The sequence below is a fragment of the Streptococcus sp. FSL E2-3488 genome, assembly GCF_038003585.1.
Classification (GTDB): domain Bacteria; phylum Bacillota; class Bacilli; order Lactobacillales; family Streptococcaceae; genus Streptococcus; species Streptococcus thermophilus.
Genome location: NZ_JBBOPL010000001.1, coordinates 692638 through 707931, shown reverse-complemented (window position 1 = coordinate 707931; position 15294 = coordinate 692638). Strand labels below are relative to the sequence as shown.

General features: G+C 39.5%; 11 protein-coding genes and 1 pseudogene. 1 reads left to right on the top strand and 11 read right to left on the bottom strand.

Annotated elements, in window-relative coordinates; all coding sequences use genetic code 11:
- Nucleotides 1-82: 82 nt before the first annotated feature.
- The 5 genes and pseudogenes from MHH90_RS03735 to MHH90_RS03715 all read right to left on the bottom strand — a co-directional run bounded on the left by MHH90_RS03735 (nucleotide 83) and on the right by MHH90_RS03715 (nucleotide 4316).
- Entirely contained in the window at nucleotides 83-1621 is a 1539-nt protein-coding gene (locus MHH90_RS03735; protein ID WP_011681306.1) for an ABC-F family ATP-binding cassette domain-containing protein, read from the bottom strand.
- A gap of 138 nt (nucleotides 1622-1759) precedes the next feature.
- A complete protein-coding gene (locus MHH90_RS03730; protein WP_011681307.1) occupies nucleotides 1760-2290 on the bottom strand; it encodes an ECF transporter S component in 531 nt (176 codons plus the stop codon).
- Nucleotides 2280-3138, bottom strand: a pseudogene (locus MHH90_RS03725) (pyridoxamine kinase). The gene MHH90_RS03730 and the pseudogene MHH90_RS03725 overlap by 11 nt, the downstream one beginning before the upstream one ends.
- On the bottom strand, nucleotides 3139-3648 hold the full coding sequence (locus MHH90_RS03720; protein ID WP_011681308.1) for an ECF transporter S component: 510 nt from the start codon (nucleotides 3646-3648) through the stop codon (nucleotides 3139-3141).
- 137 nt (nucleotides 3649-3785) lie between these two features.
- A complete protein-coding gene (locus MHH90_RS03715; protein WP_011681309.1) occupies nucleotides 3786-4316 on the bottom strand; it encodes a DUF5067 domain-containing protein in 531 nt (176 codons plus the stop codon).
- A 157-nt stretch (nucleotides 4317-4473) separates the two neighbouring features.
- Between MHH90_RS03715 and MHH90_RS03710 the strand changes: the two genes are divergently transcribed.
- Entirely contained in the window at nucleotides 4474-5739 is a 1266-nt protein-coding gene (locus MHH90_RS03710) for an aminotransferase-like domain-containing protein (protein ID WP_011681310.1), read from the top strand.
- Nucleotides 5740-5782: 43 nt separating this feature from the next.
- Here the strand turns inward: MHH90_RS03710 and MHH90_RS03705 are convergent, their stop codons facing one another.
- From MHH90_RS03705 to smc, 6 genes are all read right to left on the bottom strand, one after another.
- On the bottom strand, nucleotides 5783-6121 hold the full coding sequence (locus MHH90_RS03705) for an ATP cone domain-containing protein (protein WP_014608455.1): 339 nt from the start codon (nucleotides 6119-6121) through the stop codon (nucleotides 5783-5785).
- A 90-nt stretch (nucleotides 6122-6211) separates the two neighbouring features.
- Nucleotides 6212-6433, bottom strand: a complete 222-nt coding sequence (locus tag MHH90_RS03700; protein WP_014621735.1) for a hypothetical protein — start codon at nucleotides 6431-6433, stop codon at nucleotides 6212-6214.
- Nucleotides 6434-6852: 419 nt separating this feature from the next.
- Nucleotides 6853-9261, bottom strand: a complete 2409-nt coding sequence (pheT, locus tag MHH90_RS03695; RefSeq protein WP_041827841.1) for a phenylalanine--tRNA ligase subunit beta — start codon at nucleotides 9259-9261, stop codon at nucleotides 6853-6855.
- A gap of 300 nt (nucleotides 9262-9561) precedes the next feature.
- The gene (locus MHH90_RS03690; protein ID WP_011226187.1) at nucleotides 9562-10080 is read right to left on the bottom strand and encodes a GNAT family N-acetyltransferase; all 519 of its coding nucleotides are present in this window, start codon (nucleotides 10078-10080) and stop codon (nucleotides 9562-9564) included.
- A 16-nt stretch (nucleotides 10081-10096) separates the two neighbouring features.
- Nucleotides 10097-11140, bottom strand: a complete 1044-nt coding sequence (gene pheS, locus MHH90_RS03685; RefSeq protein ID WP_011681314.1) for a phenylalanine--tRNA ligase subunit alpha — start codon at nucleotides 11138-11140, stop codon at nucleotides 10097-10099.
- 620 nt (nucleotides 11141-11760) lie between these two features.
- Complete coding sequence (gene smc / locus MHH90_RS03680) at nucleotides 11761-15294, bottom strand: chromosome segregation protein SMC (protein ID WP_340725785.1); 3534 nt, start codon at nucleotides 15292-15294, stop codon at nucleotides 11761-11763.

The following is a 15294-nucleotide window of genomic DNA, read 5'->3' as shown; positions in this document are numbered from 1 at the left end:
ACTACTACTTGGCTCTTTGCCCACTCAAAAATAGAGTGAGTGACACTCCAACTCATTGAGAAGATGTCAACACTATTTTTGATTAAACTAACTCATTAAAATCCCAAATATCTGTCCAACCTTCATAAAATTCAGGTTCGTGACATACCATTAGGACACTACCTTTAAAGGCCTGAAGGGCACGCTTCAATTCGTCCTTTGCATCAACATCCAAGTGATTAGTTGGCTCGTCCAGAACAAGGACATTATTTTCACGATTCATAAGGAGACAGAAACGAACTTTTGCCTGCTCTCCTCCTGACAAGACCTGAATTTGACTTTCAATATGTTTAGAAGTTAAACCACATTTAGCTAGGGCTGCACGAACCTCAGCTTGATTTAGAGCTGGGAAAGCATCCCAAACCGCTTCAAGTGGGGTCTGACGTGAACCTTCTGCTTCTTGCTCAAAATAACCTAGGTCAATAAAATCACCTGTTTCAACTTCTCCTTCAAGAGGTTGAATAATCCCAAGTAAACTTTTCAGCAAAGTGGTCTTACCAATACCATTGGCACCGACGATAGCTACCTTTTGATTACGTTCGAAAGTGAGATTCAAAGGCGACTTAGTCAAAGGACTGTCGTATCCAATTACGAGATCCTTAGTTTGGAATATAAAACGTCCAGGCGTACGGCTTTCCTTGAAATGGAATTCAGGTTTTGGTTTTTCTGCTTGCAACTCGATGATTTCCATCTTATCCAATTTTTTCTGGCGAGACATGGCCATATTTCGAGTAGCAACACGAGCTTTATTACGGTTAACAAAATCTTGAAGATCGGCAATTTCCTTTTGCTGACGTTCATAGGCAGCTTCTAATTGTGCTTTTTTCATAGCATAGACAGATTGGAAATTATCATAATCGCCTGCATAGCGAACCAAATCTTGATTTTCAACATGGTAGACAATGTTAATAACATCGTTTAAGAATGGAATATCATGCGAAATGAGAACAAAAGCATTCTCATACTCTTGGAGATAGCGCTTAAGCCAGGCGATGTGTTCAGCATCCAAATAGTTGGTTGGCTCATCGAGGAGCAAGATATCGGGTTTTTCAAGCAATAACTTAGCTAAGAGAATTTTGGTACGTTGACCGCCTGAAAGATCCGTCACATCGGTATCCATACCAAAATCCATGACACCCAAGGCACGAGCAACCTCATCTATCTTGGCATCAAGAGTATAGAAATCACGAGTTTCCAACCGATCCTGAAGCTCACCTACTTCTTCCATCAAAGCATCAACATCGGCACCTTCTTCTGCCATAGACATATAAATCTTGTTGATACGTTCCTCAGTTTTAAAAAGCTCATCGAAAGCCGTACGAAGGACATCGCGTACGGTCATACCCTTTTCAAGGACAGCGTGCTGATCTAAATAACCCGCCGTCACATACTTAGACCACTCTACCTTACCTTCATCTGGCTGCAATTTCCCAGTAACGATAGACATAAAGGTTGACTTTCCTTCACCATTAGCACCGACAAGACCGATATGCTCACCTTTGAGCAAACGGAATGAGACATTTTCAAAAATGGCACGGTCCCCAAATCCGTGACTAAGATTTTTGACTTCTAAAATAGACATAACATATCTGGGCTAAAACAGTCTTTAGCCCTTTCCTTTCTTGACATTAACTTAATTATTTTACCATTTTTTAGTGTAAATTTGGACCTTTGCTTATGTAAAATCGAAAAGAAAAAGCAGGACCCGCCTGCTCAATCTTTAGTCTTTTTTAAAAATGCGTTTGAAGACAGGATATAAAAGAGGAACCGCAATGATTGTAACAACTGATGTTCCAAAAGTTCCACCAATCTTGATCACTGAAGCTAGCATGGCAGCTTTTAAGGGGAGGGACGCAACGATGGTATTAATAATCGTATACTTAAGGAAATTCAAAATAATTTTGGTCAATGCAGCGATCACTCCAGCGATAATGACGTTAACTATTTTATCATTTGATTTTAGGAGCTTTTCAAAAACAAGATAGAGCACCAAACAGACAATCAAAGATTCTAAAATAGTAATCCAAACCTCAGCAGCATAGCCATTAAAAATATCAAATAGCCCTAATGCTACCGTTGCAACTAACGCACCTTTTCTAGCACCAAAAATTAAGATAGCAATTACAACCAAAGCATTTCCCAAATGGACAAATTGTGGTCCAAAAGGAATACGAATAAACTGTACAGTAACAATAATCAAGGCTGCATACAAACTCAATTCAACTAATTCACGAGTATTATCATTTTTCATTTTTCTCCTCCAATAGCTCATTAATGCCATTAAATAAATAACCGATATAGGGCTCATAACAGAGACCATATTTTAAAGGGCGACCACTTGAAAGTGTAAACAATAGGACTTTATTCAGGAAATCCAAAGCCAAATCACAAACCTTAAGAAAATCAAGGTTATGAAAATATCCGGCTGATAAAATGGCCATCAGTAAGTCCCCGCTCCCATAAAAATGTGATTGATACCGTTTCCTCATTCGATAAATTACTTGATTGGTCTCCTTATCGAAATAAGCCAATCCGATCTTTTCAGTCTCAAATGAAATACCTGTTAAAATAACTTTTCGAGGTCCAAGCCTGCTCAAATTTCTCAGAAGATTCTCAATAGTAGTCATATCATAGGAACCTTCCTCAAGATAAGGAGAACCCGTCAATAAGGCAGCTTCTGTCAGATTGGGAATTATGACATCAGCCTGTTGACAGAAATCTTTCATAGCTTCTACATAGTCTCTATCAAAACCTTGATAGAGACGGCCATTATCACCCATAATAGGATCCAACAAAAAGAGGAATCTTTTTTTCGTAAGACAATTGACTGACAAGGCCTAGTTCTTCTTCTGACTTGAAATAACCACCGACTAAGCCATACACTCTAAAATCCAATCGCTTCCACTGCCCACAAAAACCTTGCATATCAACTGTAAGGTATCGTACATAGATATTGTCAAACTCACCAGTATGAGAAGACAAAAGAACCGTTGGTAAGGGAAGAACTTCAGTCTGACAAGATGACATGATAGGAAGACTACTGGTCAAAGCAACCTTCCCAAAACCAACGAGATCATTGACAACAATCACTGTGGTCATCTATTTTCCTTCCCAAACTTTTTTAAACTGTTTAATAAATCCTGTATGGAAGTAAATATAGTAGGCAAAAGCTGAACCAAGAATTGCGGCAACTAGATCAAAAGGAATTTTCATCATAGCATAGGCTGGTGTGCCATAGATAAAGGCTCTTCCAAAACCATAACCAAGTAGGTTGATAATTACCCCAAGCAAGAGACCTAAAACAGCCCTAGGTTTACTCAATTTTCCTAATCGCCCACCTACAACAAGTGAGATAGCAAGAACTTGAAGGCTGTGTGTTGCTAGTGTTACCCACATAGGAAGAGGATAAAAAAGAAAATCTCCAATAAATGAGCCCACACCAGCAATTATGACTGCATCCATAGGTGGAAATATCAAACCAACCAAGAAAATGATAATACCGTTAAAATAGAAGTGACCTCCTGGAACAGGAATTGACAAGAGACTTGAACTCAAAATGACAACAAGTGCCATGAAAAATGCAGAGAGGGTTAAACGTTTTGCTGACATATCTAAAACTCCTTAGAAATAAATATAGTACAAGTTTATGAAAATTCTGACGATTAAACAAGTAGAGATTTCTCTATCTGACCGGGTACAGATGTGAGGCTATAAAAAATCACCACACATCCATGTGGCGATAAAGCTTATTGAGATTTATTATCAAAGTATTTGACGGGTGCATTTTCAAGATTTTTCAATGAAATATGAGCAGTCGCATCTGCTTCTGTACCATAGTCTGAGAATTCAATTATCAAGTCATGATCAAAATCAGACACGGCATAGTCAACAACAATTTCCTTAACTTCCTTAGGGCCAATCTTTGTCTTATTAGCAATCTTGTCTCTGTCATCGTCTTTAGAGAAGACCATTGTCGCAACCTTCAATTCTTCCTTCTCCTGTTTAACATCGAGAACCACTTTCATCAAAAGAGCGTAGGCATTCATGGTTTCTTTACTTGTGTTGCTAAGTTTATAGTGAACACGAATAGCTTTTTGACCTTCAGGGGATTCGATTTTAGTGGCAGAAAGAACTTGTACGCTAGCATCTTGTCCCACAAATTGCATTTTGTTTTTATCGTATGTCCAAGTAGGCTCTTTATCCGGTGTACAGGCTGACAAACCAATAATGGTTAAGCAAGCAAGAGCGATAAGTCCTAAGACTTTCTTAAATGTCATTATTACAATCTCCTTAAACTTGTTTAAAATAGGAATTTAGTATTTCCTAATAACCTTTTTATTATGTCAAAATCTAATAATACTGTCAAATGCCTCCAGACATCTTGCTCTCAGAGAATAAATAAGGTAGAATAAAAAAATCTGTAAGGGGGTAGTTATGAGCATCTATCAAGAAATTGTTAAGACTATCGCAAAAGATATCCAAAATGGTAATTTGGAGAAAGGAAGTAAATTACCATCTATTCGTCAGATTAGTCAGACTTATGGTTGCAGTAAAGATACTGCTCAAAGAGCGCTCTTGGAACTTAAGTATCAAAACTATATTTATGCCGTCCCCAAAAGTGGCTATTATGTTCTAGAGGGCCCCTCTAAATCCAATGATACGGTTCTACTCAACCTTAATGACTATAATCAATTAGCTTACGAGGATTTTCGTCTTTGCTTAGATGAAAGTTTGGCAGAACACCAAGACTACCTCTTCAACTATTATCATGAGCAAGCTGGACTAAAAGAACTGGTTGAAGCATTAAAAAATCGCCTTGCATCTGACGACATTTATGTCAATTCAAATCAAATTGTCATTACTTCAGGAAGCCAACAGGCTCTCTATATCCTATCACAGATGGATTTCGGTAATGGTGCTCACAAAATTCTTTTGGAACAACCTACCTACCACCGTATGAACCATTTAGTCAAGCGTCAAAATCTATCCTACGAAACTATCAATCGCAATCTTGATGGTATTGACTTTAATCTATTAGAGGAACACTTTAAAACTGGTCAGATTAAGTTTTTCTATACCATTAGTCGTTACTCAAATCCTCTTGGATTGAGCTACACTGCTAGTGAAAAAGAAAAGGTGGCTCAACTTGCCAAACAGTATAATGTCTATATCGTCGAGGACGATTATATGGGTGACTTTAGCGATAGTAAAAATCTACCAATTCACTACTATGATACCCAAAATCAGACCATCTATATCAAATCTTTTTCCATGGCACTTTTTCCAGGTTTACGACTAGGTAGCCTCGTCTTACCACCAAACCTTAAGACTACCTTTTTGTCCCACAAAGGACTTATTGACTATGATACCAACCTCATCATGCAAAAAGCACTTTCAATTTATCTTGATAATGGTATGTTCAAAAAAAATATTAAAAAACTTAAAGACCTTTTTCAACAAAACATGGCTAAAAGTCAGGAAACTATCGAGAAAGCTAAGGTTTCCATTCCCTATCAGATTTCTCCTAGACACATTACCTGGAAGCTTCCAAAAGGGGTCTCATTAGAGAATTTCAAAGCTCAGAAACAAATTCGCTTTTTAGAAACATCCTTTATAAGACCAACTTCTGAGACTTATATGCAAATAGGACATGGAAAAGAACTGAAGACTTTTTTAAAACTTTTGAAAATGATAGACTAAAAACTCAAACATACAAAAAAGCCATCAAAGCAATGGCTTTTTATTATTTAGTCTGTTCAAAGCGTAGGTGTACGATTACTTTGTCACCATAACCGTTACGCTCCAAATCTCGTTGTAAACGGTATGAAATATAATGCTCGGCGATATTGATGAAACCAGCTTCCATAAGACGATTTTCAACCAATGATTGAATCATGTTAATGGTTGGACGTTCCACTTGAGCATCTTGTAGATCAAGTGCTACTTTTTTAGTGACTTGAGCAAGGTTTTGTCGCCAAGAATCATCAAGAACATACACAGTCTGTGCTGCTTTTAAGATGGCTTGGTAGATTTTATCAGGATCAAATTCAGCAACTTGACCATTACGTTTAATAATTTGCATGGCTAGCCTCTTTTCAGGTTTTTTCTTTTATTATGCAGAGAATTTACATATTTGTCAAGTGTCAATCACTGAAAGAGCTATTCGGACTGCTTATTCCAAGAATTTAGAAATGTAAAGTGGTTTGCCATGTTTATCAAAGGATAGAGTTGAGGAATAGGACATTGACTGATTATGTCGAATATGATTAGCAATTCTCTTGTCACCGTTTATCAGATGCATGTCATAAATCTGTCCGTCAGAATCAATAAAGACAGCATCAATTCTAGTACTACTCGATTTTGACCCAAGATAACGAATATCTATTTTGTCCACTTAACTATAAATAGTTTTAAGTCCTCTATAATCTTTGTAAACAGTGACGGTAGCCAAAACATTCCCACCCAAAACATAGGTCATTCCGAAAACAAAGAGATAAACTATTGGTAGGACTAGTAAAGATAATTTACTTTTTCGAAATGTTTCTTTATGCCAATTACATATATACTGAGGTACATGGTTAAAAACCTCTTAATATATTGATGAACGAGTAACCTATAGACTAGTATTAAAAATACCAGTTGACCCAAAGGATAAGCAAAACTGGGTAAGGCATCAATAAGTGTATTGACTTTATCAGATTCAAAGGTGTAATGTCCCCAAATCCCATCAAAAAACTCTAAAAACAAGTTATCTCCTTTTAGCCTTATATCTACTATCTTAAAAATCCATCTTATCAGATGGATTTTTAACTATTAACGTACTTCTGCTTCGACCTTTTCAGTGAGAGCTTTGGTAATTTTTTCCATGTATTTGGCAACTTCTTCGTCTGTGAGGTTGTCATTTGGATTTTGGAAGGTGAGGCTATAGGCCATTGATTTCATACCAGCACCAAGTTTTTCACCTGCATAAACGTCAAAGAGTTTAACAGCAATCAAGTGTTTCACTCCTGCTGAATAGATGGCATCAAGAACTTCTTGATGAGTGATGTCTGCCTTAAGAAGAAGGGCGATATCACGTGATACTGCAGGGAATTTTGTGATTTCAACAAATGGTTGAGCTGGTTTCAAGGCGTCTTCGACAGCACTAAGATTAATTTCAGCCACATAAGTTTCTGGAATACCGTAGTTTTTAGCTGTTTGTGGGTGAACTTGACCAAGGAATCCAATAGTTTGACCATCAAGCACAATAGCAGCAGTACGACCTGGGTGCATGCTTGCTAGGTCTTTTGTCGCTACATAGTCAACCGAAACTTCAAGTTTTTTGAAGAGAGCCTCAATGATACCTTTAGCATAGAAGAAATCAACTGGCGTTGCTTTGGTTTGGAAATCTTTTTCCGCTACAAGACCAGAAATTGCGAAGGCAAAGGTATTGATTTCGTTTGGTAACTCTTCTTTCGGATTACCATTTTGCTCAAAGACCTTACCGATTTCGTAGATAGCTACGTTGCTATTCTTACGGTTGACATTGTAAGCAACGGTATCAAGCATACCAGAAACCAAGTTTTGACGGAGGGCAGAGCGATCAACAGTCATAGGCCACATTAACTCAGTCAAGTTACTTGGTGTCGCAGCAAATTCTACGGCTTTTTCAGGTGTTGTCAAGGTGTATGAAATAATCTCAGTCAATCCAGCACCTTCAGCAATGGTACGAACCTTACGGCGAAGTGTTTGTGTTTTAGTCAATTCACCGGATGTTCCTGCTGCCTCTGGAAGTGTCGTAGGCAATTTCTCATAGCCATAGATACGTGCAATTTCCTCTACCAAGTCTGCTTGGATACTGATATCCCAACGACGACGTGGTACAGATACAGTGAATCTATCAGCATCACCTGTCAAACCGAAACCAAGTTTTGCAAACACATCTTCAATATCCGCAAAAGTCAATTCTGTACCTAGACGGACATTCACATAGTCAAGACTTGTAGAAACTTGGACTGGTTCTGTGTCGACTGAACCTGCTTGAACACGGCCTGCAAGAACAGATCCATTTGCCAATTCTTGCAACATTGCTGCTGCAAAATCAAGAGCTTCAAGGACAGTATCGTTATTAACACCTTTTTCAAAGCGTGATGACGATTCTGAACGAAGGTTAAGACGGCTACTTGTCTTACGAACAGATTTTCCATCAAAAACAGCAGCTTCGAGGACAACATTTTTAGAGTTGTTATCAATTTCAGTTGATGCACCACCCATGATACCACCAAGAGAAACAGGTTTGTCAGCAACTGTAATAACAATATCTTCAGCAGTCAATTCACGCTCTTCACCATCAAGAGTAACCAGTTTTTCACCCTCGCGTGCATCACGGGCAACAATGTGTGATTCTTCAAGCTTATCCAAATCGAAGGCATGCATTGGTTGTCCAAAGTATAGAAGAACATAGTTTGTCACATCTACTACATTGTTAATTGGACGAATACCAGCATTCATGAGAAGGTTTTGTAGCCATTGTGGACTTGGTTGAACCGTGACATTCTCAACCACTCGACTAGCATAAGTAGTCACTTTATCACTTTCGATAGCTACTGAAATTTTATCAGAAGCTGGTTTGCTGTCTTCAGTAACTGTTTTTTCTGGGAAATGAACGGATTTACCATAGATTGCAGCAACTTCATGAGCCACACCACGCATAGAAAGGGCATCAGCACGGTTAGGTGTGATTGACAATTCGATAATTTCGTCATCAAGGTCTAGATATGGGAAAATGCTATCTCCAGGAACAGCATCTTCTGGCAAAATTTGGATACCATCTGCAAATTCTTTAGGAATAATGCTATCTGGAAGACCAAGTTCAGCCAAAGAACAGATCATACCAAGAGATTCCATACCACGAATCTTACCTTTTTTGATCTTGTAATTATCTGCAATTCGGGCACCAGGAATGGCAACAATTACCTTGATTCCAGCAGTGACATTTGGAGCGCCACATACAATTTGACGTGGACCTTCAGCATCACCTGTATCTACTTGACACAAGTGCAAGTGTGTTTCAGGCACATCTTCACATGACAAGACATGACCAACAACCAATTTTGACAAGCCTTCAGCAGGTGTCTTAACACCTTCCACTTCAATACCTGTCGTCGACATTTTTTCAGCAAGTTCGGCCGTGGTAACATCCACATCAACCAACTCTTTTAACCATTTATAACTAACTAGCATAATAATGATATTAAGACCGTGTCCTTGCAGAGCAAGGACCAAAGTGACAAGATTTTAGGAAGTCGCCTGAAATCCTGATTTCAGTAGCGACTTATCTAAATCTCGAACTTTGAGGTCGTATTCAAATCCTTTCTGTAAAACTATCAGTTCAACTGATAAATGTAAGAAGAACTTCAACCACTCTTAAGACGGGTTCAAATCCTTTCTGTAATTTAGGAATATCTGTATTTGATCTATGAGGAAGACAAATTTATGCGTTTTATTGTCTTTTTAAAACCTCTCTATCAACTTCAATTAGGTTTATAGTTTCAATTTTAACAACCAATCGCGATCCACTTTACCATCACCGACAAGAAAATCGTGTTCTGCGAATTTTTCAAAGCCATATTTATCGTAAAAAATCTGTGCCTTGAAATTCCTTTCCCAAACACCTAACCAAGCCCAATCACAACCCAGGTCACGAGCTTCTTGCAAAGCAAACTCAAATAATCGCTTACCCAAGCCCATGCCTTGAAAGGCCTGACTGATATAAATACGCTGAATTTGAAAGGCATTGTCTAGGTGCTGCTCTGTTTGGGCAGATCCGACATTAGTTTTTAGAAAACCTGCCTTTACATCATCAACTATAATGAAAAAGTAACGCGATTCTTCATGAGTAATTTCATCGAGCAGAACTTCCTCAGACAGTGCAGTATCAAAGTAAGCTTGCAACTGGGATTCTGTATTATCATGAGCAAATGTCTCCCTAAAAGTATCTTCCGAAATAACTTTTAATTCTTCAACTTCTTCGGGAAGAACCTTTCGAATAACAACCGTCATGACAACCTCCTAAACCTTATTTAAACTGTTCTGAGAATCGAACGTCTCCTTGATAGAAACCACGGATGTCGTTGATACCATAGCGAAGCATGGCAATACGTTCTTGACCAAGACCAAAGGCGAAACCTGAATATTCTTCAGAATCAACACCTGACATCTCAAGCACTTGTGGGTGAACCATACCAGCACCAAGGATCTCAATCCAACCTGTATTCTTGCATACGTTACATCCTTTACCACCACACTTGAAGCATGACACGTCAACCTCAACGGAAGGTTCAGTGAATGGGAAGTAAGAAGGACGCAAACGGATTCGACGTTCTGCACCAAACATTTTTTGAATAATCATCTCAAGCGTTCCCTTCAGATCACCCATTGAGATGTTTTTACCAACGACCAAACCTTCGATTTGGTGAAACTGGTGGCTGTGAGTCGCATCATCGGTATCACGACGGAAAACACGTCCTGGTGAGATCATCTTAAGAGGACCTTTAGAAAAATCATGTTTATCAAGTGTACGAGCTTGGACAGGACTTGTATGAGTGCGAAGCAAGATTTCTTCGGTAATGTAGAAAGTATCTTGCATGTCACGTGCTGGGTGATCCTTAGGCAAATTCATACGTTCAAAGTTATAGTAGTCTGTTTCAACTTCAAAACCATCAACAATTTGGAAGCCCATCCCCAAGAAAATATCTTCGATTTCTTCAGCTATTTGGCTAAGAATATGACGGTTACCAAGGTTTACTTGGCGACCTGGAAGGGTTACGTCAAGACTTTCAGAGTCAAGTTGGGCTTGAATTTTAGCTGCTTCAACAACTTTAGCTGCTTCGTCAAAAGCTTCAGTCAAAACGTCACGAACTTCGTTGACCATTTTACCAACTGTAGGGCGTTCTTCACTAGGAAGGTCTTTAAGTCCCTTCAAAAGTTCCGTCAAAGAACCTTTTTTACCTAAAACTGCAACACGCAATTCTTGTAATTCCTTAGAGTGTTCACCACGCATTTCAGCCAATTTAGCCTGCGTTGAGGTTTTCAACTCTTGTAATTGTGTTTGTAAATCCATGATATTCCTTTCTGATATGACAATTTCGAATCGCAAACAAAAAAACACACGCCAAAACTCCAACCCGGAGCGTTGACACGCGGTACCATCCGTTTTTTATCTGGTTTCCCAGACCTTGATTCGTCAGCCGTTTTCATGAGTGAATTCGCCAAACTTCCCTTGAGGAGGCTTCCAGTCCATGACCCCCAATCCCTGTCAATTTCCATAAGGTTACTAGTCTCTACGACTTCTATTTAATTACCACCATTCTATCAAAAATTAGTTGTGCTTTCAAGTGCCTACAGTTACGTCAATTCAATAAGTTTTTTTGGAAACTATTCTTTTTGGAGAAATCATTCAGGTAATGCTCAATGCCCGTATCAGACAAGCCTAGTCTCAAACTGAAAAAGATGAGTGGTAAAATAAACAAAGAAAAAACTTCTTAGAATTGTAATATTTCAATCGAAAAAGACCAGCTGACCGCTTTCTCATAGTGGCAAAAATCCTGATCATAGCCACTGTTAGAGCATTTTACGCAGTCGATTGCGTTTTTTTTTGAAAGTCATTTCAAATTTTTTTGAAACTATAAAAAAGATAGCGATAAAACTATCAACTATCTTTCATGAAAATATACTCTATTTTTAGTCAAAATCGAGGTCTTTTAGTTTAACTGAAACAATTTTTGAGACACCAGATTCCTGCATTGTCACCCCATAAATAGAGTCTGCTGCTGACATGGTTCCCTTACGGTGGGTAACTACGATAAATTGACTAGACTTGTCAAAACGATTGAGGTAGTCACCGAAGCGTTTAACATTGGCTTCATCCAAAGCCGCTTCTACTTCGTCTAGGATAACAAAAGGTATAGTCTTAACACGAATGATGGCAAAGAGAAGAGCCAAAGCTGACAAGGCCTTCTCACCACCTGACATAAGGTTAAGTGATTGAATTTTCTTACCTGGTGGCTGAACAGAAATTTCTACACCGGCCTCTAGGAGATTATCTGAGGTCAAAATCAAATCTGCTGATCCACCACCAAACATCTGGGTAAAGGTCTGTTTAAAGCTTTCACGGATAGTCTCGAAGGTTGCTTTAAAGCGAGATTTCACCTCACCATCCAAATCATTGATGGTATTCAGAAGGAGACCCTTAGCTTCAAGTAAATCATCCTTTTGACCATTCAAGAAATCGAGACGTTGCTTAACTTCTTCAAATTGAGCAATAGCCTCTACATTGACAGGGCCCAAAGCCTTAATCGAACGCTCAAGACTTTGAAGATTCTGGCGAGTTTGCTCAACATTCTCAAGAGGGGTAACCTGACCTTTGGCTGCTTCAAGCGTCATCTGGTAATCTTCAGCCAACTGAGTCGCAAACTTACGAAGCGACTGACTAATTTGACTTTCACGCTCTTCCAATCGAGTCTGTTGACGAATCAAATCTTCATTGCGGTTCCCCGCTTTAGCCAAACGCTCCTCCAAGTCCTCCAACTGACCTTCGTAGTCTTGCACTTGAATCTTGGCACGAACAAGTTCTTGTTCCAAATCGTCTTTACGTTGAACAGCTTCTTTATGCTGTGCTTGTAACTGCGGCAGACGATCAGTTTGATCCTCATCGACTTGGTTATTGAGGAGAGCCTTGAGACTGTCAGATTCCTTCGTTAATTCAGACAAGTCTGCTTGAAGACGATTACTTTCTGTCTTAGCAAAACGCAATTCCGCTTGCAAGTCGCGCTCCTTCAACTGGAGTTCAGATTGCCTGTCTAAGAGAGCTTGTTTTTGTTGGCCAAGGGCATCCTTATCTTCCTTAATTGCTTCGATACGGTCATTGATGGCCTCACGCTTAGATGCAATTTGCGCTAACTCTGCCTTAAGTTGCTCAGACTTAGTTTGAAGATTTGCCCCTTCAGATCCCTGAGAACCCTGCTTGAAACTATCTACCAAGACTTGATTTTTCTCTACATCTGATAAGGCTTGCTGATACTCCAAGCCTAGCCTTTGCTCCTGCAGACGAGCATTTTCACCATCAACTTTGAGATCTTCTAGCGCTTTCTGTAAAGCCTTACGCTTTGTCTTAAGGGCTTCAACCTTAGCCTCACTATCACTTAATTGAGCCTTAATTTGGCTAATTTCAGTAGTTAATGCATCTAGTTCGGGCTTAATAAAGAGACTATTATTTTGCTTATTGGCACCACCGGCAAAGGCTCCACCAGGGCGGATTTCAGAGCCATCAAGAGTAACCATACGTACTTGAAAACGAACAGCTCGAGCAGCCTTATTGGCATTGTCGATGGTATTAAAGATTGCCGTTACACCTAAGATGTTTTGAAAAATATTAGCCAAACGTTCCTCGTAAGTGACCAAATCGGAAGCCATACCAATGAAACCAGGTGCATTGGCAAGAATTTGAGCAAATTGCCCATTCAGTTGACGTGGTTTGATGGTTGTCAATGGTAAGAAAGTCGCACGACCCTGACGACTACGTTTCAAGTAATCAATCGAACGCTTAGCTGCTGCTTCATCCTCAACAATGATGTTTTGCCCACTAGTTCCCATTGCAATTTCAAGAGCCGTCTGATAGCGCGTATCAAAGGTCAAGTGTTCACTAACAGCGCCAATAATTCCCTGAATGGATTGGGCATTTTGAAGAACGGACTTAACCCCTGCATAGAAATTACTATGATTTTTTTGAATAGACTCTAGACTTTGACGGCGAGCTTCTTTACTCTTAAGGTGATCCATGAGGTCAAACATCTTCGTTTGAGCTTCTTGATAGTCCTTATCGATGACTTGATAAGACTGATCCTTCTCTTTGTAGCTATCCAAGAGATTTTGAAGACTCGCTTGAGCTGCTTGATAAGCCTTTTGAGCTTCGCTAGCTACTTCCTGAGCAGAGAGCAAATCAGCTTGAGCCTGTTTATATTCTTCAGCCTGTGCCTCAAGTGCTTGTGTCTGACTTTCCATGTCGTGAGTGACCTGAGTTAGACTGTTGGAAACCTTAGCTTCCTCCTGCATAAGACTGACATAGTCTTCTCGCAAATGTTCAATAAGCGTATCTGGGTCATCAGAAAATTGCTCCAGATCTTTTTGAATGGCAGTCAGCTCCTGAGCAATAGTATTCAATTCAGCATTCAATTTAACTTGACGTTGGTTAACCTTATCAAGCGAAGCCTGTGCTTCTGCTTTCAAACTCTCTAGCTCGCTGAGACGAGCTGCTGTCTCTTCTTTTCTCTCGGAACGCTGCTGACTCTCCATGGTATAGAGATCAATTTGACGCTCAAAGTCACTAATAAGTCGTGTGACATCTACTAAGGTTTGTTGGTCAGAAGAAATTTGTTCTGAAATTTGGTGACGTTTTTGCTTGAGTTCTTGGTTCTCCGTCTCTAAACGATGACGTTCCTCATAATAGCTGGTTAATTTGTCCTTGACCTCTGCCAAATCTTCTTGTGTTTGGGTTAAGTCAGATTTTCCAACTTCAATGTCATGCACTAAAAGGTTAAGCAGGGTCTGTCTACGCTCTCCATCGAGTTCTAAGTAGCATTTTGCTGTCGCTGCTTGCTTTTCAAGTGGTTTAACCTGACCATCTAGCTCATAGATGATATCTTCCAATCGATCAAGATTATCCTGAGTTTGATTAAGCTTGCTTTCGGTTTCTTTCTTACGTATCTTATATTTAAGAATACCTGCAGCTTCCTCGAAAATAGCACGGCGATCCTCAGGTTTGGCATTAAAAATAGCCTCAACACGACCTTGAGAAATAATAGAAAAAGAATCACGCCCAAGACCAGTATCCATGAAGAGGTCACGAATATCACGCAGACGAACCTTCCTACCATTGATCAAGTAGTCATTGTCACCATTTCGATAAATATGACGTTCCACACGAATGGTTTCACCAACACCTGCGATAAAGCCGTCACTGTTATCAAGAGTGACCGCTACTTCCGCGTAGTTAAGAGCTTTACGGACCTCTGTACCTGCGAAAATAACATCTGGCATCTTACCCCCACGCAAACTCTTTGCAGAGGATTCGCCCAGTGCCCAACGCAGACTCTCTGTAATATTTGATTTTCCCGATCCATTTGGACCTACAACCGCTGTTACTCCTTTGTCAAATACGACCTTCGTCTTATCCGCAAAGGACTTAAAGCCCTGCATTTCAATTGATTTCAAGTACAT